Here is a 19,440-nt window from a genome sequence, read left to right as displayed (position 1 = left end):
AACGGAGGAATAGCTAATGTCGCGTATTGGCAAGCTCCCCATCACGGTTCCCGCCGGCGTGGACGTCACCATCGACGGCCAGACGGTCGCGGTCAAGGGTCCCAAGGGCACCCTGAGCCACACCATCGTCGCGCCGATCGAGATCGCTAAGGGTGAGGACGGCGTCCTGAACGTCACCCGCCCGAACGACGAGCGTCAGAACAAGGCCCTCCACGGCCTGTCCCGCACGCTGGTGGCGAACATGATCACCGGCGTGACCCAGGGTTACGTGAAGAAGCTCGAAATCAGCGGTGTCGGTTACCGCGTCCTGGCGAAGGGCTCCAACCTGGAGTTCTCGCTCGGCTACAGCCACCCGATCCTGATCGAGGCGCCCGAGGGCATCTCCTTCAAGGTCGAATCGGCGACCAAGTTCTCGGTCGAGGGCATCGACAAGCAGAAGGTCGGCGAGGTTGCGGCCAACATCCGCAAGCTGCGCAAGCCCGACCCGTACAAGGCCAAGGGCGTCAAGTACGAAGGCGAAGTCATCCGCCGCAAGGTCGGAAAGGCGGGTAAGTAAGCCATGGCATACGGTGTCAAGATTGCTAAGGGCGACGCTTACAAGCGTGCTGCCATCAAGCGTCGTCACATCCGCATCCGTAAGCACATCTCGGGTACGGCTGAGCGTCCGCGCCTGGTCGTGACGCGCTCGAACCGCCACATCGTGGCCCAGGTCATCGACGACATCAAGGGTCACACCCTTGCGTCGGCCTCGACCCTGGACACCACGATCCGCGGCGCCGAGGGCGACAAGTCCGCGGCCGCCAAGTCGGTCGGCGCCCTGGTCGCCGAGCGCGCCAAGGCCGCCGGTGTCGAGACTGTCGTGTTCGACCGTGGTGGTAACCAGTACGCCGGGCGCATCGCCGCCCTGGCGGACGCCGCCCGCGAAGCCGGACTCAAGTTCTGAGTCGGTTCCGTAGCTAGCGGAAACAGAGAGAGGTAATTCCAATGGCTGGACCCCAGCGCCGCGGTGGCGGTGCCGGTGGCGGCGAGCGGCGGGACCGGAAGGGTCGCGACGGTGGCAACGCCGCCGCCGAGAAGACCGCGTACGTTGAGCGCGTTGTCGCGATCAACCGCGTCGCCAAGGTTGTGAAGGGTGGTCGTCGCTTCAGCTTCACTGCGCTCGTCGTAGTGGGCGACGGTGACGGCACCGTGGGTGTCGGTTACGGCAAGGCCAAGGAGGTGCCGGCCGCCATCGCCAAGGGTGTTGAGGAGGCCAAGAAGCACTTCTTCAAGGTCCCCCGTATCCAGGGCACCATCCCGCACCCGATCCAGGGCGAGAAGGCCGCGGGCGTCGTCCTGCTCAAGCCTGCTTCCCCCGGTACCGGTGTTATCGCCGGTGGCCCGGTGCGAGCCGTGCTCGAGTGCGCCGGCGTGCACGACATCCTGTCGAAGTCCCTGGGCTCCGACAACGCGATCAACATCGTGCACGCGACCGTGGCGGCCCTCAAGGGCCTGCAGCGTCCCGAGGAGATCGCGGCTCGCCGTGGTCTGCCCCTCGAGGACGTCGCCCCCGCGGCTCTGCTTCGTGCGCGTGCGGGAGCGGGTGCGTAATGGCACAGCTCAAGATCACGCAGACGAAGTCGTACATCGGCAGCAAGCAGAACCACCGCGACACCCTGCGTTCCCTTGGTCTCAAGGGCATCAACACGCAGGTCGTCAAGGAGGACCGCCCCGAGTTCCGCGGCATGGTGCACACCGTCCGCCACCTCGTGACGGTTGAGGAGGTCGACTGACATGGCGGAGCAGAACCCGCTGAAGGTCCACAACCTCCGGCCCGCCCCGGGCGCCAAGACCGCCAAGACCCGTGTGGGTCGTGGTGAGGCGTCCAAGGGTAAGACCGCTGGTCGTGGTACCAAGGGCACCAAGGCCCGTTACCAGGTTCCGGAGCGCTTCGAGGGTGGCCAGATGCCCCTCCACATGCGTCTCCCGAAGCTCAAGGGCTTCAAGAACCCGTTCAAGACCGAGTTCCAGGTCGTGAACCTCGACAAGCTGAGCGCGCTGTACCCGGAGGGTGGCGAGGTCACCGTCGAGGGTCTCGTCGCCAAGGGTGCCGTTCGCAAGAACAGCCTCGTCAAGGTGCTCGGCCAGGGTGAGGTCACCGTGGCGCTGCAGGTGACGGTCGACGCCGTCTCCGGCTCCGCCAAGGAGAAGATCACCGCCGCCGGCGGTACCGTCACCGAGCTCGTCTGATTCATCCAGACGTGTCGATGACATGAGCGATTCCCAGCCGGGGATGCCCCACAAAAGGGGCATCCCCGGTTGGTCGTTCCTAGGGGGGCACGGTCGCCGGTAAGGTGGCGTGCACTGTCTAAGCTCCGTGCGGTCTGCCCGCACGGTTTTCTTGACTGATACGTATTCGTCGAACCTCAGACCACCACCTCTGGCGCACGCGCGCGGGGGTCGCAGGAGGCACCGTGCTCACCGCGTTCGCCCGGGCGTTCAAGACGCCCGACCTGCGCAAGAAGCTGCTCTTCACACTCGGCATCATCGTGATCTATCGGGTGGGTACGCATGTGCCGATTCCCGGTGTCGACTACCGGAACGTCCAGACCTGTATCGACAACGCCAATGCGAACCAGGGCCTGTTCGGTCTCGTCAACATGTTCAGCGGTGGCGCGCTGCTGCAGATCACGATCTTCGCGCTCGGCATCATGCCGTACATCACGGCGAGCATCATTCTGCAGCTGCTGACCGTGGTGATCCCGCGACTCGAGGCCCTCAAGAAGGAGGGCCAGGCCGGCACCGCGAAGATCACGCAGTACACGCGCTATCTGACCATCGCGCTCGCGATCCTCCAGGGCACCGGCCTCGTGGCCACCGCCCGCACCGGCACGCTCTTCCAGGGCTGCCCCGTGGCCAGCGAGATCGTGCCCGACCAGTCGATCTTCGTCACCATCACGATGGTCATCACGATGACGGCCGGTACGGCCTGCGTCATGTGGCTCGGTGAGCTCATCACCGACCGCGGCATCGGCAACGGCATGTCGATCCTGATGTTCATCTCGATCGCCGCGACCTTCCCGAGCGCCCTGTGGGCCATCAAGCAGCAGGGTGACCTGGCGGGCGGCTGGATCGAGTTCGGCACCGTCATCGCGGTCGGTCTCGTGATGGTCGGCCTGGTGGTCTTCGTCGAGCAGGCGCAGCGTCGCATTCCGGTCCAGTACGCGAAGCGAATGATCGGCCGCCGGTCCTACGGCGGAACGTCGACGTACATTCCGCTGAAGGTCAACCAGGCGGGAATCATCCCTGTGATCTTCGCCTCCTCGCTGCTCTACATTCCGGCGCTGGTTGCCCAGTTCGCGGGCGGCAACTCGGGATGGAAGACGTGGATCGAGGCGAACCTGACCAAGGGTGACCATCCGATTTACATCGCCACGTACTTCGTCCTGATCGTCTTCTTCGCCTTCTTCTACGTCGCGATCTCCTTCAACCCCGAGGAAGTCGCCGACAACATGAAGAAGTATGGTGGCTTCATCCCGGGCATCCGGGCTGGCCGTCCGACCGCTGAGTACCTGAGTTACGTACTCAACCGGATCACCTGGCCGGGTTCGCTGTATCTGGGTCTGATCGCTCTTGTGCCGACGATGGCGTTGGTGGGCTTCCAGGCGAACCAGAACTTCCCGTTCGGCGGGACGAGCATCCTCATCATCGTGGGTGTGGGTCTGGAAACCGTGAAGCAGATCGAGAGCCAGCTCCAGCAGCGCAATTACGAAGGGTTCCTCCGCTGATGCGAATCGTCCTCGTCGGGCCGCCCGGTGCGGGCAAGGGAACGCAGGCCGCGTTCCTCGCCAAGAACCTGTCGATCCCGCACATCTCCACGGGCGACCTCTTCCGTGCCAACATCAGCCAGGGCACGGACCTGGGCAAGCAGGCGAAGGCGTACATGGACGCCGGGAACCTCGTCCCCGACGAGGTGACCATCGGTATGGCGAAGGACCGGATGGCGCAGCCGGACGCCGAGAACGGCTTCCTGCTCGACGGGTTCCCGCGCAACGTGTCGCAGGCGGAGGCGCTGGACGTGGCGCTCAAGGCCGATGACGTGAAGCTGGACGCCGTCCTGGACCTCGAGGTCCCCGAGGACGAGGTCGTCAAGCGGATCGCGGGCCGGCGGATCTGCCGCAAGGACTCCAGCCACGTCTTCCACGTGACGTACAGCAAGCCGAAGGCCGAGGGCGTCTGCGACGTCTGCGGCGGCGAGCTCTACCAGCGCGAGGACGACAGCGAGGACACCGTCCGCAAGCGCCTCGAGGTCTACCACACGCAGACCGAGCCGATCATCGACTACTACCGGACCCAGGGTCTGGTCGTGACGATCTCGGCGCTCGGCAAGGTGGACGAGGTCACCGAGCGCGCGATGGACGCGCTCAAGGGCGACAAGTAGTTCAGTACGCTGTTTCCGGCCGCGGTGCCCCTCGGGGGACCGCGGCCGTAGTGTTGTATACGTCGGTTGTCGGACGGAAGACGGAGAGCGGAAGCCCCATGGTGCAGATCAAGACCCCCGAGCAGATCGCGAAGATGCGTGAGGCGGGCCTTGTCGTCGCCGCGATCCACGCCGCGACCCGTGAGGCGGCGGTCCCCGGCGCCACCACGAAGGATCTGGACGAGGTCGCCCGCAAGGTGATCGCCGAGCACGGGGCGAAGTCGAACTTCCTCGGGTACGGCGGGTTCCCCGCCACGATCTGCACCTCGGTCAACGAGGTCGTCGTGCACGGCATCCCCGACGACAAGACCGTCCTGAAGGACGGCGACATCATCTCCATCGACGCGGGCGCCATCGTCGACGGCTGGCACGGCGACGCGGCCTACACCGCGTTCGTGGGCACCGGTCACGCTCCGGAGCTGATCGAGCTCTCCCGGGTGACCGAGGAGTCGATGTGGGCCGGTCTCGCGGCCATGAAGCAGGGCAACCGGCTCGTCGACATCTCCCGCGCCATCGAGACGTACATCCGCCGGCAGCCGAAGCCGGGCGGCGGCAAGTACGGGATCGTCGAGGACTACGGCGGCCACGGCATCGGCACCGAGATGCACATGGACCCGCACCTCCTGAACTACGTCGAGCGCCGCCGCGGCAAGGGCCCCAAGCTGGTCCCCGGCTTCTGCCTCGCCATCGAGCCCATGGTCTCCCTCGGCACCCCCCGCACGGAGGTCCTGGAGGACGACTGGACGGTCATCACGACGGACGGCACGTGGTCCTCGCACTGGGAGCACACGATCGCCCTCACGGAGGAGGGGCCGATCGTTCTCACGTCCCCGGACTGCGGCAAGGCGAAGCTGGCGGAGTACGGCGTGACGGTGGCCCCGGACCCGCTGGGCTGAGGCCCGTACCCGCTTGCTTAAGGATCTTCGTCGTGGGGCAGACTTTCTCGATTCGTCTTTCCGAGTGCACTGACGTAGACTGACGCGTCGGCTCTCGTGCATCCGTGTGTCTGCATACGGAGCATGTAGTCGATCAAGGTAGTCGATTCGAAGGGCGAAGCGTGGCCAAGAAGCAAGGTGCCATCGAGATCGAAGGCACTGTCGTCGAGTCTCTTCCGAACGCCATGTTCAAGGTGGAGCTCCAGAACGGCCACCAGGTCCTGGCACACATCAGTGGCAAGATGCGCATGCACTACATCCGCATCCTCCCTGACGACCGGGTCGTGGTGGAGCTGTCTCCGTACGACCTGACGCGTGGCCGGATCGTCTACCGGTACAAGTAGATCTTGCCCGCATCCCGCTCGCGCGGGGTGGTGGCACTGACCCGGAGAACCTCACCCAATGAAGGTCAAGCCGAGCGTCAAGAAGATCTGCGACAAGTGCAGGGTGATCCGCCGTCACGGCCGGGTCATGATCATCTGCGACAACCCGCGCCACAAGCAGCGCCAGGGCTGACGCACGACTGCAGTTCGCAGATTTTCGCGCGACGCACGTAAGTAGATACGCAGGACCCGTCCCTCTTCAGTTCCATTCAGGTAATGGAGGGCGACACCCCCGGTCGGAGGCCGGGGACCCAGCAGGTACCTCATACGGCCGCTGGGAGTGGTTCTGCTGAAGACCTCCGAAGAATCAACAGGAGCCATGAATGGCACGCGTTGAAGGCGTTGACCTCCCGCGCGACAAGCGCATCGAGGTCGCCCTCACCTACGTGTTCGGCATCGGCCGCACGCTGGCCCAGCAGACGCTGGACGCCACCGAGGTGGACCGCAACACCCGCGTTCGCGACCTGACCGAGGAAGACCTCGTCAAGATCCGCGAGTACGTGGACGCCAACATCAAGACCGAGGGTGACCTCCGTCGCGAGATCCAGGCCGACATCCGCCGCAAGGTCGAGATCGGTTGCTACCAGGGTCTCCGTCACCGTCGTGGTCTGCCCGTCCGCGGTCAGCGCACCAGCACGAACGCCCGCACCCGCAAGGGCCCGCGTCGCGCCATCGCCGGTAAGAAGAAGCCGGGCAAGAAGTAGTCCTCGCTCAGCGGTCTATCGACAGCTGACGCTGCAGGACCGACCACCTCCCGTAGGAGTTATAGATGCCCCCCAAGGGTCGTCAGGGCGCTGCCAAGAAGGTGCGCCGCAAGGAAAAGAAGAACGTCGCCCACGGGCACGCTCACATCAAGAGCACGTTCAACAACACGATCGTGTCCATCACGGACCCGACCGGCAACGTGATCTCGTGGGCCTCCGCCGGCCACGTCGGCTTCAAGGGCTCGCGCAAGTCCACGCCGTTCGCCGCGCAGATGGCTGCCGAGTCGGCTGCCCGTCGCGCCCAGGAGCACGGCATGCGCAAGGTCGACGTGTTCGTCAAGGGCCCGGGTTCCGGTCGTGAGACCGCCATCCGTTCGCTCCAGGCGACCGGCCTCGAGGTCGGCTCGATCCAGGACGTGACGCCCACGCCGCACAACGGCTGCCGTCCGCCCAAGCGCCGCCGCGTCTGACGCAGGCTGCTGCTTGATCTGAGGGTTCGGGCGGTACGGCTCTTCGGGGCCGTATCGCCCGTACCCTTGTCATGAATCAGGGCATCAAATAGTGGGTGCCCCTGACTGAAGGATTCCTTCATGCTTATTGCACAGCGCCCGTCGCTGACCGAAGAGGTCGTCGACGAATTCCGCTCCCGGTTCGTGATCGAGCCGCTGGAGCCGGGCTTCGGCTACACCCTCGGCAACTCCCTCCGCCGCACCCTGCTCTCGTCGATCCCCGGCGCTGCTGTCACCAGCATCCGCATCGACGGTGTCCTGCACGAGTTCACCACCGTGCCGGGTGTCAAGGAGGACGTCACCGACCTCATCCTCAACATCAAGCAGCTGGTCGTGTCCAGCGAGCACGACGAGCCCGTCGTGATGTACCTGCGCAAGCAGGGCCCGGGCCTCGTGACCGCCGCTGACATCGCCCCGCCGGCCGGTGTCGAGGTGCACAACCCCGACCTGGTCCTCGCCACGCTCAACGGCAAGGGCAAGCTGGAGATGGAGCTGACCGTCGAGCGCGGTCGCGGCTACGTCTCCGCCGTGCAGAACAAGCAGGTCGGCCAGGAGATCGGCCGCATCCCGGTCGACTCGATCTACTCGCCAGTCCTCAAGGTCACGTACAAGGTCGAGGCGACCCGTGTCGAGCAGCGCACCGACTTCGACAAGCTGATCGTCGACGTCGAGACCAAGCAGGCCATGCGCCCGCGTGACGCCATGGCGTCCGCCGGCAAGACCCTGGTCGAGCTGTTCGGTCTGGCGCGCGAGCTCAACATCGACGCCGAGGGCATCGACATGGGCCCGTCCCCCACGGACGCCGCCCTTGCCGCCGATCTGGCGCTGCCGATCGAGGAGCTCGAGCTCACCGTTCGGTCGTACAACTGCCTCAAGCGCGAGGGCATCCACTCCGTGGGTGAGCTCGTCGCCCGCTCCGAGGCCGACCTGCTCGACATCCGCAACTTCGGTGCGAAGTCGATCGACGAGGTCAAGATGAAGCTCAACGGCATGGGTCTCGCGCTGAAGGACTCGCCTCCCGGCTTCGACCCGACCGCCGCCGCGGACGCCTTCGGCGCCGACGACGACGCGGACGCGGGCTTCGTGGAGACCGAGCAGTACTGATGAACTGCCCGAGGGCGTCCGCCCTCGGGGCCCTGTCCCCGGTACCTGATACGGCCGGGGCAGATCACTAGGAGAAACACCATGCCGAAGCCCACCAAGGGTGCCCGTCTGGGCGGCAGCGCCGCGCACGAGAAGCTTCTGCTGGCGAACCTCGCCAAGCAGCTCTTCGAGTACGGCCGCATCACCACCACCGAGGCGAAGGCCCGTCGCCTGCGTCCGTACGCGGAGCGTCTGGTCACCAAGGCGAAGAAGGGTGACCTTCACAACCACCGCCAGGTGCTGTCCGTCATCACCGACAAGAGCATCGTGCACACGCTCTTCACGGAGATCGGCCCGCGCTACGAGAACCGCCCGGGTGGCTACACCCGCATCACCAAGATCGGTAACCGTCGTGGCGACAACGCGCCCATGGCGATCATCGAGCTGGTGGAGGCCCTGACCGTGGCCCAGGAGGCCACTGGTGAGGCCGAGGCCGCGACGAAGCGCGCCGCCAAGGACGCCGAGGCCACCGACGCCAAGGTCGACACGGCCAAGGCCGACGAGGCTGCCGAGGAGTCGAAGGACGCGTAAGCGTTCTGACCGGTGTACGGGCGGGCCCGCATCCCTTCGGGGGTGCGGGCCCGTTCCGCTTGAGAGGATCTTCTTCGTGAGCGATGAAGCAGAGCCCGGGTTCGTGCGGGTGCGGCTGGATCTTTCGTACGACGGCAGGGATTTTTCCGGCTGGGCCAAGCAGAAGCAGGGGCAGCGGACCGTCCAGGGCGAGATCGAGGCCGCGCTGCGGACGGTGACGCGGTCGCAGGAGACGTACGAGCTGACCGTCGCGGGGCGGACCGACAGCGGTGTGCACGCCCGGGGGCAGGTCGCCCATGTCGACCTGCCGGAGAGCGTGTGGGCCGAACACAGCGACAAGCTGCTGCGCAGGCTCGCCGGGCGGCTGCCGCACGACGTGCGCGTGTGGCAGGTCGCCGAGGCGCCCGCCGGGTTCAACGCCCGGTTCGCGGCCGTGTGGCGGCGGTACGCCTACCGCGTGACCGACCACCCCGGTGGCGTCGACCCGCTGCTGCGGGGGCATGTGCTCTGGCACGACTGGCCGCTGGACATCGACGCGATGAACGCCGCCGCCGAGCGGCTCGTCGGTGAGCACGACTTCGCCGCGTACTGCAAGCGGCGCGAGGGTGCCACGACCATCCGTACGCTCCAGGAACTGCGGTGGGAGCGGCGGCCCGACGGGATCTTCGAGGCGACCGTGCGGGCGGACGCGTTCTGCCACAACATGGTGCGGTCGCTGGTCGGCGCCATGCTGTTCGTGGGGGACGGGCACCGGCCCGTGGAGTGGCCGGAGAAGGTGCTCCGCGCGGGCGTGCGGGACTCCGCCGTGCACGTCGTGCGGCCGCACGGGCTGACGCTCGAGGAGGTCGGCTACCCCGCCGACGACCTGCTCGCCGCGCGCAGCAAGGAGGCGCGCAACAAGCGGACGCTGCCCGGGGCCGGGTGCTGCTGAGCCCCGCCCGGCCGGACTACTGCGGGGCTTCGGCGGCGGCCGAAGCCTGGGCCGCGCCCCGCTGGTGGATCCGCTGGAACGCGAAGCGGGAGAGGTCGTCGCCGACGCCGTACGCCTTGCGGTCGCCCGTCGTCACGTCCTTGCCGCTGGTGTAGCCGGTGGTGGTGAAGTACGCGTAGCGGCCGTAGGCGTTGTAGGTGCCGCGGCACACGCCCGTGCGGCAGAAGGCGGGCACGCCCTTGCCGGACAGCGAGTTCACGAGGCCCTTCTCCGCCTGCTCCTTGACCTTCTTCGCGTCGGCCGCGGTGTCGAACACGGCGACGCCGATCGTGACCGCGACGCCGTTCCTGAGGTAGCTGGCGCGGATCAGGCGCGTGCAGTCGTTCCTGGCGAGGACCGAGGCGAGGGCGGGCTGCGTGACCGACGTGCACTTCGTGGTGGAGTCGGTCGCGCCCTTCTTGTAGAGGCGCTCGCCGGTCCGCCACGACGTGCCGGGGAACATGCCCTCGGGGGTGAGCGGCGCCTTGTCCTTCTTGGCGCTGGAGATGAAGTCCTTGGGGTCCGGCGGGGGCGGCGGCGTGGTCGCCTCGAAGGACGGTCCCGCGTCCTTGCTCGCGCCGGGGATGTCCGCGGCCGTCGGCAGCTCACTGGCCGGCTTGTTCGACGCGGAGGACTCGTCGCCGTTCGCGGTGACGACGGTGATGGCGACGGCGGCGGCGATGCCGACCGTCGCGAACACACCGCCGCCGATCAGCAGCCACTTGCGGCGGCGGGTGCGCGCCTCGGAGGCCTCGGCGAGTGCCGCCCAGTCGGGCGTGGGCCCGCCGCCGGGTCCGCCCGTTCCGCCCGGACCCCACTGAGGTCCCCCTTGCCCAAAGCTCATGGGGCGCATCTTAGACGGGCTTCCCGGGATGTTGAGCGGGGGTTGCGTGGGGTGCCAGGCCTAGCCTGAGGCGTATGAATACGGGCAAATCGGCGGTTTGCGGGTGGTTGGAACGTCCGGCCGAGTCGTACGTCCGGTGGGTGCTCGGAGTGGTGCTCGTCGCCGCGGTCGTCCGGGTGGGCCTCGCCTCTCCGCAGGGCGGGATGGACAACGCCATCGTGGTGCGGGCCGCCGAGGCCTGGCTCGACGGGCGCTCGCCCTACGCCGACCGGCACTTCCTCTATCTCCCCGGTGCCGTGCTCGCGGCGGTGCCGCAGGCGCTGCTGCCCGCGGACGTGGTGCGGTTCCTGGTGCCCGCGGGGGTGACGGCGGGGCTCGTCGGGGGGTGGGTGTGTGCGCTGCGTGTGTACGGGGTGCCCTTGAGGAGTCGGTTCGCCGTGTACGGGCTGCTCGGGCTCGCGCTCGGCTTCGCACCTTTCGGGCACCTCGTCCAGCTCGGCAACTGGACGGTGGGCTCCGCGCTCGCGCTGCCGTGCGGGCTGCTCCTCGTGTGCCGCGGCCGGTGGATCGCGGCCGGGCTCGTCATCGGAGCGGCCGTCGCCGTGAAGCCGCTGCTCGCCCCCGTTGTCCTTCTCTTCGTGTTCGCGCGCAGATGGCGGGCGCTCGCGGCGGCGGTGGGCGTGCCCGCGCTGGTGTCGGCGGCCGCGGCCCTCGCCATGCCGGACCCGGCCGGGTTCTTCACGCGGACGCTGCCCTTCCTGCTGCGCGGTGAGGACTCGTTCGTACGTCTCTATGAGGCATCCCCCGCGGCGGTGCTCGCGCGGCTCGGGGTGCCGGAGTCGGGCGCCACGCTGCTGGCCGGGAGCGCGGCCGCGGCCGGGGTGTGGGGTGCGTGGCGACGGTGGGGGAGGGGAGGGGGCGGGGACGCCGCGCCGGCGAGGGTCGTGGAATGCGCCGTGATGCTGATGCTTTCGGCCTTTCTCGTCTCGCGTCCTTCGTACGACCACTACCTTCTGGTCGTGCTCCCGCTGCTCCTCGCGGGGGCCCTGACGCCGGGGGCGGCCGCGCGCGGTCCGTGGTTCTGGGTGGCGCTGGTGCCGCAGGTGCCGGGGTTCTCGTGGCCGTGGCTCGAGCCGGGGACGCGGCGGGCCTTCAAGGACGCGGTGACGCTGTGCGTGCTGGCGGGCACGGTCGGGTGGGCGTGCGTGCGGGGAGCTATGCTGGAAAGCGCAGACCCGCCTGGGGAGACGCCGGTGCCGGCCTCCAGAGCCGCGTTTTGACCGGTACGGGGCGGCGCGGGTACTCTCGGGGATTGATACGTATTGGTGTCCTCGATCTCACGCGAAAGGGCCCTTACGTAGGTTCCCTGGAGCAGTTACCAGTGGCTCGCATACGGGCAGCGTCCCCGGCATTGTGAGCCCCAGCTGCATGATCGCTTCCTGGGTGCCGTGTGTCTGGACCCCATCCACTGAAGAAGCGAAGGCTACTAAGTGCGTACGTACAGCCCCAAGCCCGGCGATGTGACCCGCCAGTGGCACGTCATCGACGCCCAGGACATCGTCCTGGGTCGTCTGGCGACCACCGCTGCCACCCTCCTGCGTGGCAAGCACAAGGCGATCTACGCCCCCCACGTTGACACCGGTGACTTCGTCATCATCATCAACGCGGAGAAGGTGCACCTCTCCGGCAACAAGAAGACCCAGAAGATGGCGTACCGCCACTCCGGTTACCCGGGTGGTCTGCGTTCCGTCCGTTACGACGAGCTGCTCGAGAAGAGCCCCGAGAAGGCTGTCGAGAAGGCCGTCAAGGGCATGCTCCCCAAGAACACCCTGGGCCGTCAGATGCTCTCGAAGCTGAAGGTCTACGCGGGCGACCAGCACCCGCACGGCGCTCAGCAGCCGGTCCCGTTCGAGATCACCCAGGTCGCGCAGTAGTTCCGGCCACCCCCAAAGACGTAAAGAAATCTGAGGAGAATCGTGGCCGAGACCACCGTTGAGCAGCCGGTCGAAGAGACCGAGGTTGTTGACGTCGAGCAGTACACCACCGAGTCCGAGGCGCCTGTCGAGGGCGAGTACACCTCGGAGTCGAACGCCGCGCGCTTCGGCGACCCGCAGCCGGCCGCCGGCCTGGGCCGTCGCAAGAACGCCATCGCCCGCGTCCGGATCGTCCCGGGCACCGGCAAGTGGAAGGTCAACGGGCGCACGCTCGAGGACTACTTCCCGAACAAGGTCCACCAGCAGGAAGTCAACGAGCCCTTCAAGGTGCTCGAGCTCGACGGCCGCTACGACGTCATCGCCCGCATCTCGGGTGGCGGCGTCTCCGGTCAGGCCGGTGCGCTCCGTCTCGGTGTCGCCCGTGCGCTGAACGAGGCCGACGTCGACAACAACCGTGGCGCCCTCAAGAAGGCCGGTTACCTCAAGCGTGACGACCGTGCGGTCGAGCGCAAGAAGGCCGGTCTCAAGAAGGCCCGCAAGGCCCCGCAGTACAGCAAGCGCTAATCGCTGCCTGCTCGTACTTTCGTTCGCCCCGGCGGCACTCACCGTGCTGCCGGGGCGTTCGTCTATTCAGGAACCCCCTGATCAGGAACCCCCTGAGGCAATTCGTTTTTCTTGAATGTTCGGAGGACAGCAGTGGGACGACTCTTCGGCACGGACGGCGTGCGCGGTGTCGCCAACGCGGATCTGACGGCCGAGCTCGCGCTCGGTCTCTCCGTTGCGGCGGCGCACGTACTGGCCGAGGCGGGCACCTTTGAAGGCCATCGCCCGGTGGCGGTGGTCGGGCGTGATCCGCGCGCGTCCGGGGAGTTCCTGGAGGCCGCGGTGGTCGCGGGTCTCGCGAGCGCGGGCGTGGACGTCCTGCGCGTCGGTGTGCTGCCCACCCCCGCGGTGGCGCATCTCACCGGTGCGCTGGGCGCCGACCTCGGTGTGATGCTCTCCGCCAGCCACAACGCGATGCCCGACAACGGCATCAAGTTCTTCGCCCGCGGCGGCCACAAGCTCGCCGACGAGCTGGAGGACCGCATCGAGTCCGTCTACGAGGAGCACTGCACGGGTGCCCCGTGGCAGCGGCCCACCGGTTCGGGCGTCGGCCGCGTGAAGTCGTACGACCAGGGGCTCGACCAGTACGTCGCCCACCTCATCGGGGTCCTCCCGAACCGCCTCGACGGGCTGAAGATCGTCCTCGACGAGGCGCACGGCGCCGCCGCGCGCGTCTCGCCCGAGGCCTTCGCGCGGGCCGGTGCCGAGGTCATCACGATCGGCGCCCAGCCCGACGGCCTGAACATCAACGACGGGTGCGGGTCCACGCACCTCGACCTGCTCAAGGCCGCCGTCGTCGAGCACAAGGCCGACTTCGGCGTCGCGCACGACGGGGACGCCGACCGGTGCCTCGCCGTGGACCACACGGGTGCCGAGGTCGACGGCGACCAGATCCTCGCCGTGCTCGCCCTCGCCATGCGGGAGCACGGCACGCTGCGCCACGACACGGTCGTCGCCACGGTCATGTCCAACCTCGGCTTCAAGCTCGCCATGGAGGGCCAGGGACTCTCCCTGGTGCAGACCTCCGTGGGCGACCGCTACGTGCTGGAGTCGATGAAGGAGCACGGCTTCGCCCTCGGCGGCGAGCAGTCCGGGCACGTGATCGTCCTCGACCACGCGACGACCGGCGACGGCACGCTGACCGGGCTGCTGCTCGCGGCGCGCGTCGCCGAGACGGGCCGTTCGCTCGCGGAGCTCGCGAGCGTCATGGAGCGGCTCCCGCAGGTCCTCATCAACGTGCCCGACGTCGACAAGTCGCGCGTGAAGACCTCCGCCGAGCTGAGTGCCGCGGTCGTCGAGGCCGAGCGTGAGCTCGGCTCCACCGGCCGGGTGCTGCTGCGTCCCTCCGGGACCGAGCCGCTGGTGCGGGTCATGGTCGAGGCCGCGGACATCGAGCAGGCCCGGTCCGTGGCCGGCCGTCTCGCCGACGTCGTGAAGTCCGCCCTGGGCTAGGCGCGCGCCGACTTCGCGGTGCGCTCGCGCTGCGTCGCCCAGAAGAACTTCTGGGCGAGCAGCGTGAGCGTGCCCGCGAGGACGATGCCGAGCAGGTTCAGGAGGAGCTGCTCCGTGGAGCCCCAGGCCTGCCTGTACTCGTCGTAGCTGAAGGCGACCGCCGCGTTCGCGGCGGCGGGGACCGTCGTCACCGAGATCGCCACGCCCACCAGCGCGCCCGACTTCGCCGAGGTGAGGGAGAGCGTGCCCGCGGCGCCCGCGAGGACGGCCACCACGAACGAGAACCAGTCGGGGCGGTAGATGAAGTTCGTGTTAGGGCGCTCCGACTTCAGGGCGTCGTGCGTGAACAGGCCCATCCCGTCCATGAAGTAGCTGAACCCGACCGTCACCACCATCGCCGCCGCGAAACCGACGAGCAGCGCGATCAGCGAGCGCAGGGCCAGCCGGGGCGCGCGGCGGACCAGGGCCGTGCAGAAGCCGGCCAGCGGGCCGAACTCCGGGCCCACCGCCATCGCGCCCACGACCAGGATCGCGTTGTCGAGGACCACACCGCACGCGGCGATCATCGTGGCGAGCGTGATGAACGCGACGTACGTGACCGAGAGCGTCGACTCCTCGTGGGTCGCGTCGGCCAGCTGCTCCCACAGGACCGCGTCCGCGCCCTCGCCGGGTGCGTCGTCCTCCGCCTCGTCCGCGCGCCGGGACAGCGAGAGGTCGATGGTCTCCACGGCGATCGAGCCCGACTCGTCGATGCCGAGTCCGCGCAGGCCGCCGATCAGTTCGTCGCCCGCCTCACGGGCCACGTCGCACATGACGACGTCGCCCGCGGGGTTGCGGGCCGCGCCCGGGAGCACCGCGAGGTGGGTGGTGCCGACCGTTCCCTCGATCAGGTCGACCACGTCGTCGGTTCTGTCCGGGGGTGTGATCAGGCGCAGGTGCAGCATGGACGCAGGGTAGCCGGGCTACGGCGCCTACAGTTTGCGCAGGCTGAGGCGTTGCACCTTGTGGTCGGGGCCCTTGCGGACGACCAGGGTGGCGCGGCTTCGGGTGGGGGCCACGTTCTCCACGAGGTTCAGCTTGTTGATCGTCCGCCAGGTGGTGCGGGCGTAGTCGAGCGCTTCCTCCTCCGACACCTGCGTGTACTTGCGGAAGTACGACGACGGGTTCTGGAACGCCGTCTGGCGCAGCTTCTTGAAGCGGTTCAGGTACCAGCGCTCGATGTCGTCCGCGCGGGCGTCGACGTACACGCTGAAGTCGAAGTAGTCCGCGAGGCCCACGCGGGTGCGGCCGTCCTTGCCGGGGAGCGCGGGCTGCAGGACGTTGAGGCCCTCGACGATGAGGATGTCCGGGCGGCGGACCGTGAGGCGCCGGTCCGGGACGATGTCGTAGATCAGGTGCGAGTAGACGGGCGCCGTCACCTCGTCCTTGCCCGCCTTGATGTCCGCGACGAAACGGGTGAGCGCACGGCGGTCGTACGACTCCGGGAAACCCTTGCGGGACATCAGGCCGCGGGCTTCGAGCTCCTTCGTGGGCAGGAGGAACCCGTCCGTCGTGACGCGCTCCACGCGCGGGTGCTCCGGCCAGCGGGAGAGCAGCGCCTGGAGGAGACGGGCGACGGTGGACTTGCCGACCGCCACGGAACCGGCGACCCCTATGACGAAGGGGGTGCCGGACTGGGACCCCTTCTCGCCGAGGAAGGTGTTGAGGGCTCCGCGCAGACCGTCCGTCGCGCCCACGTACAGGTTCAGCAGGCGCGAGAGCGGCAGGTAGATGTCGCGGACCTCGTCCAGGTCGATGACGTCGCCGAGGCCGCGGAGCTGTTCCACCTCTTCCGCTGTCAGGGGGAGCGGCGTCTTCTCGCGAAGCGCGCTCCACTCGGTGCGGGTGAGGTCGACGTAGGGAGTCGCCTCCGGCTTGGGCCGGTGGGCGCTCCGGGGTGCCGTCGGGGGCACGGAGACCGAAGAGATCACAGTCCATTGTTACGGCTGTTTGAACAGGACGGGGGGTGGGGTGGGGGGTGGGGTGTGTCACGCTGATCCGGTGATTATTGGGGTTGGCATCGATGTCGCGGAGATCGAGCGGTTCGGCGCCGCGCTGGAGCGGACGCCCGGGATGGCGGAGCGGCTCTTCGTGGAGAGCGAGTTGCTGCTGCCGGGCGGGGAGCGGCGGGGGATCGCCTCGCTGGCGGCGCGGTTCGCGGCGAAGGAGGCGCTGGCCAAGGCGTTGGGGGCGCCGGCGGGGCTGCGGTGGACCGATGCCGAGGTGTACGTCGAGGAGAGCGGGCAGCCCCGGGTCCGGGTGCAGGGGACGGTGGCCGAGCGGGCTTCGCTGCTCGGGGTCCGGTCCTGGCACGTGTCGCTCAGTCATGACGCGGGGGTCGCTTCCGCGGTGGTGGTGGCGGAGGGCTAGGCGGGCTTCGTTCGGCGGGGGCGCCCCGTGCGGGGGCAGACTGGGCGTATGCGTACTGCGTACAGCGTGGAGAGCGTCAGGTCGGGCGAGCGGGCCGTCATGGCCCGGGGGCCCGAAGGGATGTTGATGCAGCGTGCGGCGGCGGGGCTCGCCGCCGAGTGCGTCCGGCTGCTCGGCAAGGTGTACGGGGCGAGAGTCACGCTGCTGGTGGGCAGCGGGGACAACGGGGGCGACGCCCTGTACGCGGGGGCCCGGCTCGCTCGGCGTGGTGCCGGGGTCAGTGCCGTGCTGCTGGCGCCCGAGCGCGCGCATTCCGGGGGGCTCGCCGCGCTGCGGGCCGCCGGGGGCGTGGTGGTGGGCGCCGATGAGGAGCGGGCCGAGGATGTGGTCGCGCGGGCCGGGCTCGTCGTGGACGGGATCGTGGGGATCGGGGGCCGGGGCGGGCTGCGGGAGGACGCCGAGCGGCTCGTGGCGGCGGTGCGGGACGCCGTGGTCGTCGCCGTGGACCTGCCGAGCGGCGTCGACGCCGACACGGGTGAGGTGCACGGGGACGCGGTGCGGGCGGATGTGACGGTGACGTTCGGCGCGTACAAGCCGGGGCTGTTCATCGATCCGGGCCGGGAGCACGCCGGTGTCGTGCGGCTCGTCGACATCGGACTCGAACCGGAGGAACTGGGGGCGGGAGCGGCCGAGGCGCTGCAATTCGCGGACGTCGAACGGCTGTTGCCCGTGCCCGGCGGCGAGAGCGACAAGTACCGGCGCGGAGTCGTGGGGATCGTCGCGGGTTCCGAGCGGTATCCCGGCGCCGCGGTGCTCGCCGTCGCGGGCGCCCTGCGCGGGGGTGCGGGGGCCGTTCGGTACGTGGGTCCCGCCGCGGACGCCGTCATCGCGCGGTTCCCCGAGACCCTGGTGTCCGCGGGGCCGCCGTCCAAGGCGGGCCGTGTGCAGGCGTGGGTCGTCGGGCCCGGGCTCGGGGAGGACGGGGAACGGCTGGGAGAGGTGCTCGCCGCGGATGTGCCCGTGCTGATCGACGCCGACGGGCTGCGGCTCGCCGGGGAGCGTGACGTACGGGAGCGGCGGGCGCCGACGCTCCTCACACCGCACGCCGGGGAGGCCGCCGCGCTGCTCGGCGTGGCCAGGGAAGAGGTCGAGGCGGGACGCCTCGCCGCCGTACGGGAGCTGGCCCGGCGGTACGGGGCGACGGTGCTCCTGAAGGGGTCGACGACGCTCGTGGCCTCGGACGAGGGCCCGGTGCGGGTCAATCCGACCGGGACGCCCTGGCTCGCCACGGCGGGCAGCGGCGACGTGCTCTCCGGGCTCGCCGGGTCACTCCTGGCGGCGGGGCTCGACGCGCGGGACGCGGGGTCCGTCGGCGCGTACCTCCACGGGCTCGCCGGGCGGCACGCGTCGGACGGGGCGCCCGTGGGGGCGCAGGACGTGGCGAACGCGATTCCCGCGGTGTGGCGGGAGGTGGGGAGGCCCTGACGCCTGTGCCGGAAGGCAGGGGGTCCGTGGCCGGTCGTGTTTTCGGACGGCCCTTCGAGTGACGTACCCGCGCGGCTGACGGGCGGGTGGCGGTCGAGCGGGTTCGCTCATCACATGATCAGTAAGCCAGTCCGGCGCGGGCTTCCCGTGCTGCTCGCCGTTGCCGCGGTCCTGCCTGCCGTCCCCGCGTCCGCCGACCCCGTGCCGCCCCGGCCCGCGGCCCCCGGCACCTCCCCGCTCGTCCCCGGCATCCCGGCCGCGCCGCGCCACCCGTACCAGCTGGACACCCGCGACCAGGCCCTGGCGCCGCACGTGTACCGGCCGAGCCCCGCCGAGAACGCCGTGGAGCCCATGGCGGCGCCGACCGGCACCGACGCCCTCGTCGAGTACGTGCCGCCGAGCGAGATCGCCGCCGGGGCCGCGCCCGCGTGCACCAAGCGCACCGGGCCCTATCAGCGGCAGGTCGAGCGCTGGCTCCGGCGGAAGGTGGACGGCAAGCAGTCCGCCGGGGACTGCCGGGCCGTCCGCGCGTTCCAGCGCAAGCAGGGCATCCGGCCCGCGATCGGGTTCGCGGGGCCCGTGACCTGGTCCCGGATGCGGCTGATCACCGCCCGCAAGAACCCGAACGTCAGGAAGAAGTGCCCCACGCGCGCGTACCGCGTCGCCTGTGTCGATCTGACCCGTCAGCTGATGTGGGTGCAGAAGGGCAGGAAGGTGCTGCTCGGCCCCGTTCCCGTCCGTACCGGACGAGCCGGCCACCGGACCCGCACGGGCTTGCACAAGGTCTACTGGAGGCACAAGAACCACTGGTCGTCGCTGTACCGGACCCCCATGCCGTACAGCCAGTTCTTCAACGGCGGCCAGGCGTTCCACGCCATCTACGGCAGCGTGTACAGCCCGCCGGGATCACGCGGCTGTGTGAACATGCGGGTCGCCGACGCCCGCGCGCTGTGGAAGACGCTGTCCAAGGGAGACCGCGTCCGAGTGTGGGGGCGCAAGCCGGGCACGTGAGCGGACCGGGCCCTATCCGGCGGCCAAGGCCTGCGGGAGCAGGGGGTGTCGGCGGGCTCTGAGACACT

Annotated in this window: 25 protein-coding genes; 22 read left to right on the top strand and 3 right to left on the bottom strand. The window is 69.1% G+C overall.

Annotated elements, in window-relative coordinates:
- Positions 1-16: 16 nt before the first annotated feature.
- The 15 genes from rplF (at position 17) to truA (ending at position 9,595) form a co-directional block, all read left to right on the top strand.
- Complete coding sequence (gene rplF, locus AC07DO_RS27580; RefSeq protein ID WP_055527119.1) at positions 17-556, top strand: 50S ribosomal protein L6; 540 nt, start codon at positions 17-19, stop codon at positions 554-556.
- Between the two features lie 3 nt (positions 557-559).
- Entirely contained in the window at positions 560-943 is a 384-nt protein-coding gene (gene rplR, locus AC07DO_RS27575) for a 50S ribosomal protein L18 (RefSeq protein ID WP_055564833.1), read from the top strand.
- A 41-nt stretch (positions 944-984) separates the two neighbouring features.
- Positions 985-1,590: a 30S ribosomal protein S5 gene (rpsE, locus tag AC07DO_RS27570; protein WP_055564834.1), complete on the top strand. Its 606-nt coding sequence runs from the start codon at positions 985-987 to the stop codon at positions 1,588-1,590.
- Entirely contained in the window at positions 1,590-1,772 is a 183-nt protein-coding gene (rpmD, locus tag AC07DO_RS27565) for a 50S ribosomal protein L30 (protein ID WP_005481207.1), read from the top strand. Before rpsE ends, rpmD begins: the two co-directional genes overlap by 1 nt.
- Before the next feature lies 1 nt (position 1,773).
- Positions 1,774-2,229, top strand: coding sequence for a 50S ribosomal protein L15 (gene rplO, locus AC07DO_RS27560; protein WP_055564835.1), 456 nt, complete (start codon positions 1,774-1,776; stop codon positions 2,227-2,229).
- A 224-nt stretch (positions 2,230-2,453) separates the two neighbouring features.
- Positions 2,454-3,767 (top strand): preprotein translocase subunit SecY, encoded by a 1,314-nt coding sequence (secY, locus tag AC07DO_RS27555; protein WP_479063429.1) that lies wholly within the window; start codon positions 2,454-2,456, stop codon positions 3,765-3,767.
- Complete coding sequence (locus tag AC07DO_RS27550; RefSeq protein ID WP_479063428.1) at positions 3,767-4,420, top strand: adenylate kinase; 654 nt, start codon at positions 3,767-3,769, stop codon at positions 4,418-4,420. Before secY ends, AC07DO_RS27550 begins: the two co-directional genes overlap by 1 nt.
- Positions 4,421-4,518: 98 nt before the next feature.
- Positions 4,519-5,355: a type I methionyl aminopeptidase gene (gene map, locus AC07DO_RS27545; RefSeq protein ID WP_479063427.1), complete on the top strand. Its 837-nt coding sequence runs from the start codon at positions 4,519-4,521 to the stop codon at positions 5,353-5,355.
- A gap of 161 nt (positions 5,356-5,516) precedes the next feature.
- The gene (gene infA / locus AC07DO_RS27540; RefSeq protein WP_003948620.1) at positions 5,517-5,738 is read left to right on the top strand and encodes a translation initiation factor IF-1; all 222 of its coding nucleotides are present in this window, start codon (positions 5,517-5,519) and stop codon (positions 5,736-5,738) included.
- Positions 5,739-5,796: 58 nt separating this feature from the next.
- Entirely contained in the window at positions 5,797-5,910 is a 114-nt protein-coding gene (rpmJ, locus tag AC07DO_RS27535) for a 50S ribosomal protein L36 (RefSeq protein WP_003948619.1), read from the top strand.
- Positions 5,911-6,100: 190 nt separating this feature from the next.
- The gene (gene rpsM, locus AC07DO_RS27530; protein ID WP_127912744.1) at positions 6,101-6,481 is read left to right on the top strand and encodes a 30S ribosomal protein S13; all 381 of its coding nucleotides are present in this window, start codon (positions 6,101-6,103) and stop codon (positions 6,479-6,481) included.
- 65 nt (positions 6,482-6,546) lie between these two features.
- Entirely contained in the window at positions 6,547-6,951 is a 405-nt protein-coding gene (gene rpsK / locus AC07DO_RS27525; protein WP_003948617.1) for a 30S ribosomal protein S11, read from the top strand.
- A gap of 120 nt (positions 6,952-7,071) precedes the next feature.
- Positions 7,072-8,094 (top strand): DNA-directed RNA polymerase subunit alpha, encoded by a 1,023-nt coding sequence (locus AC07DO_RS27520; RefSeq protein ID WP_016645160.1) that lies wholly within the window; start codon positions 7,072-7,074, stop codon positions 8,092-8,094.
- A gap of 81 nt (positions 8,095-8,175) precedes the next feature.
- Positions 8,176-8,664 (top strand): 50S ribosomal protein L17, encoded by a 489-nt coding sequence (gene rplQ, locus AC07DO_RS27515; RefSeq protein WP_479063426.1) that lies wholly within the window; start codon positions 8,176-8,178, stop codon positions 8,662-8,664.
- A 76-nt stretch (positions 8,665-8,740) separates the two neighbouring features.
- The gene (gene truA / locus AC07DO_RS27510; RefSeq protein WP_479063425.1) at positions 8,741-9,595 is read left to right on the top strand and encodes a tRNA pseudouridine(38-40) synthase TruA; all 855 of its coding nucleotides are present in this window, start codon (positions 8,741-8,743) and stop codon (positions 9,593-9,595) included.
- A gap of 16 nt (positions 9,596-9,611) precedes the next feature.
- On the opposite strand, the gene AC07DO_RS27505 is transcribed toward truA, so the two are convergent.
- Positions 9,612-10,478 carry a hypothetical protein gene (locus AC07DO_RS27505; RefSeq protein WP_479063424.1) on the bottom strand — a complete coding sequence of 289 codons (867 nt, stop codon included), beginning with the start codon at positions 10,476-10,478 and terminating at the stop codon, positions 9,612-9,614.
- 74 nt (positions 10,479-10,552) lie between these two features.
- Between AC07DO_RS27505 and AC07DO_RS27500 the strand changes: the two genes are divergently transcribed.
- The 4 genes from AC07DO_RS27500 (at position 10,553) to glmM (ending at position 14,467) form a co-directional block, all read left to right on the top strand.
- Positions 10,553-11,758: a glycosyltransferase 87 family protein gene (locus tag AC07DO_RS27500; RefSeq protein ID WP_479063423.1), complete on the top strand. Its 1,206-nt coding sequence runs from the start codon at positions 10,553-10,555 to the stop codon at positions 11,756-11,758.
- Between the two features lie 210 nt (positions 11,759-11,968).
- The gene (rplM, locus tag AC07DO_RS27495; RefSeq protein WP_150171106.1) at positions 11,969-12,412 is read left to right on the top strand and encodes a 50S ribosomal protein L13; all 444 of its coding nucleotides are present in this window, start codon (positions 11,969-11,971) and stop codon (positions 12,410-12,412) included.
- Positions 12,413-12,454: 42 nt separating this feature from the next.
- The gene (gene rpsI, locus AC07DO_RS27490; protein WP_306332666.1) at positions 12,455-12,976 is read left to right on the top strand and encodes a 30S ribosomal protein S9; all 522 of its coding nucleotides are present in this window, start codon (positions 12,455-12,457) and stop codon (positions 12,974-12,976) included.
- Between the two features lie 132 nt (positions 12,977-13,108).
- Complete coding sequence (gene glmM / locus AC07DO_RS27485; protein ID WP_479063422.1) at positions 13,109-14,467, top strand: phosphoglucosamine mutase; 1,359 nt, start codon at positions 13,109-13,111, stop codon at positions 14,465-14,467.
- Here the strand turns inward: glmM and AC07DO_RS27480 are convergent.
- Positions 14,464-15,411, bottom strand: coding sequence for a DUF389 domain-containing protein (locus AC07DO_RS27480; protein WP_479063421.1), 948 nt, complete (start codon positions 15,409-15,411; stop codon positions 14,464-14,466). The genes glmM and AC07DO_RS27480 overlap by 4 nt on opposite strands.
- 27 nt (positions 15,412-15,438) lie before the next feature.
- Positions 15,439-16,419, bottom strand: a complete 981-nt coding sequence (coaA, locus tag AC07DO_RS27475) for a type I pantothenate kinase (RefSeq protein ID WP_150188386.1) — start codon at positions 16,417-16,419, stop codon at positions 15,439-15,441.
- Between the two features lie 88 nt (positions 16,420-16,507).
- Between coaA and AC07DO_RS27470 the strand changes: the two genes are divergently transcribed.
- The 3 genes from AC07DO_RS27470 (at position 16,508) to AC07DO_RS27460 (ending at position 19,372) form a co-directional block, all read left to right on the top strand.
- Positions 16,508-16,876, top strand: a complete 369-nt coding sequence (locus AC07DO_RS27470) for a holo-ACP synthase (protein ID WP_479063420.1) — start codon at positions 16,508-16,510, stop codon at positions 16,874-16,876.
- Positions 16,877-16,924: 48 nt separating this feature from the next.
- On the top strand, positions 16,925-18,361 hold the full coding sequence (locus tag AC07DO_RS27465) for an NAD(P)H-hydrate dehydratase (protein WP_479063419.1): 1,437 nt from the start codon (positions 16,925-16,927) through the stop codon (positions 18,359-18,361).
- A 114-nt stretch (positions 18,362-18,475) separates the two neighbouring features.
- Positions 18,476-19,372: a L,D-transpeptidase family protein gene (locus AC07DO_RS27460; RefSeq protein ID WP_479063418.1), complete on the top strand. Its 897-nt coding sequence runs from the start codon at positions 18,476-18,478 to the stop codon at positions 19,370-19,372.
- The last annotated feature ends 68 nt before the right edge of the window (positions 19,373-19,440 follow it).

It is taken from the genome of Streptomyces sp. NPDC045678, assembly GCF_056432085.1.
This window is presented reverse-complemented; position numbering and strand designations above follow the sequence as displayed.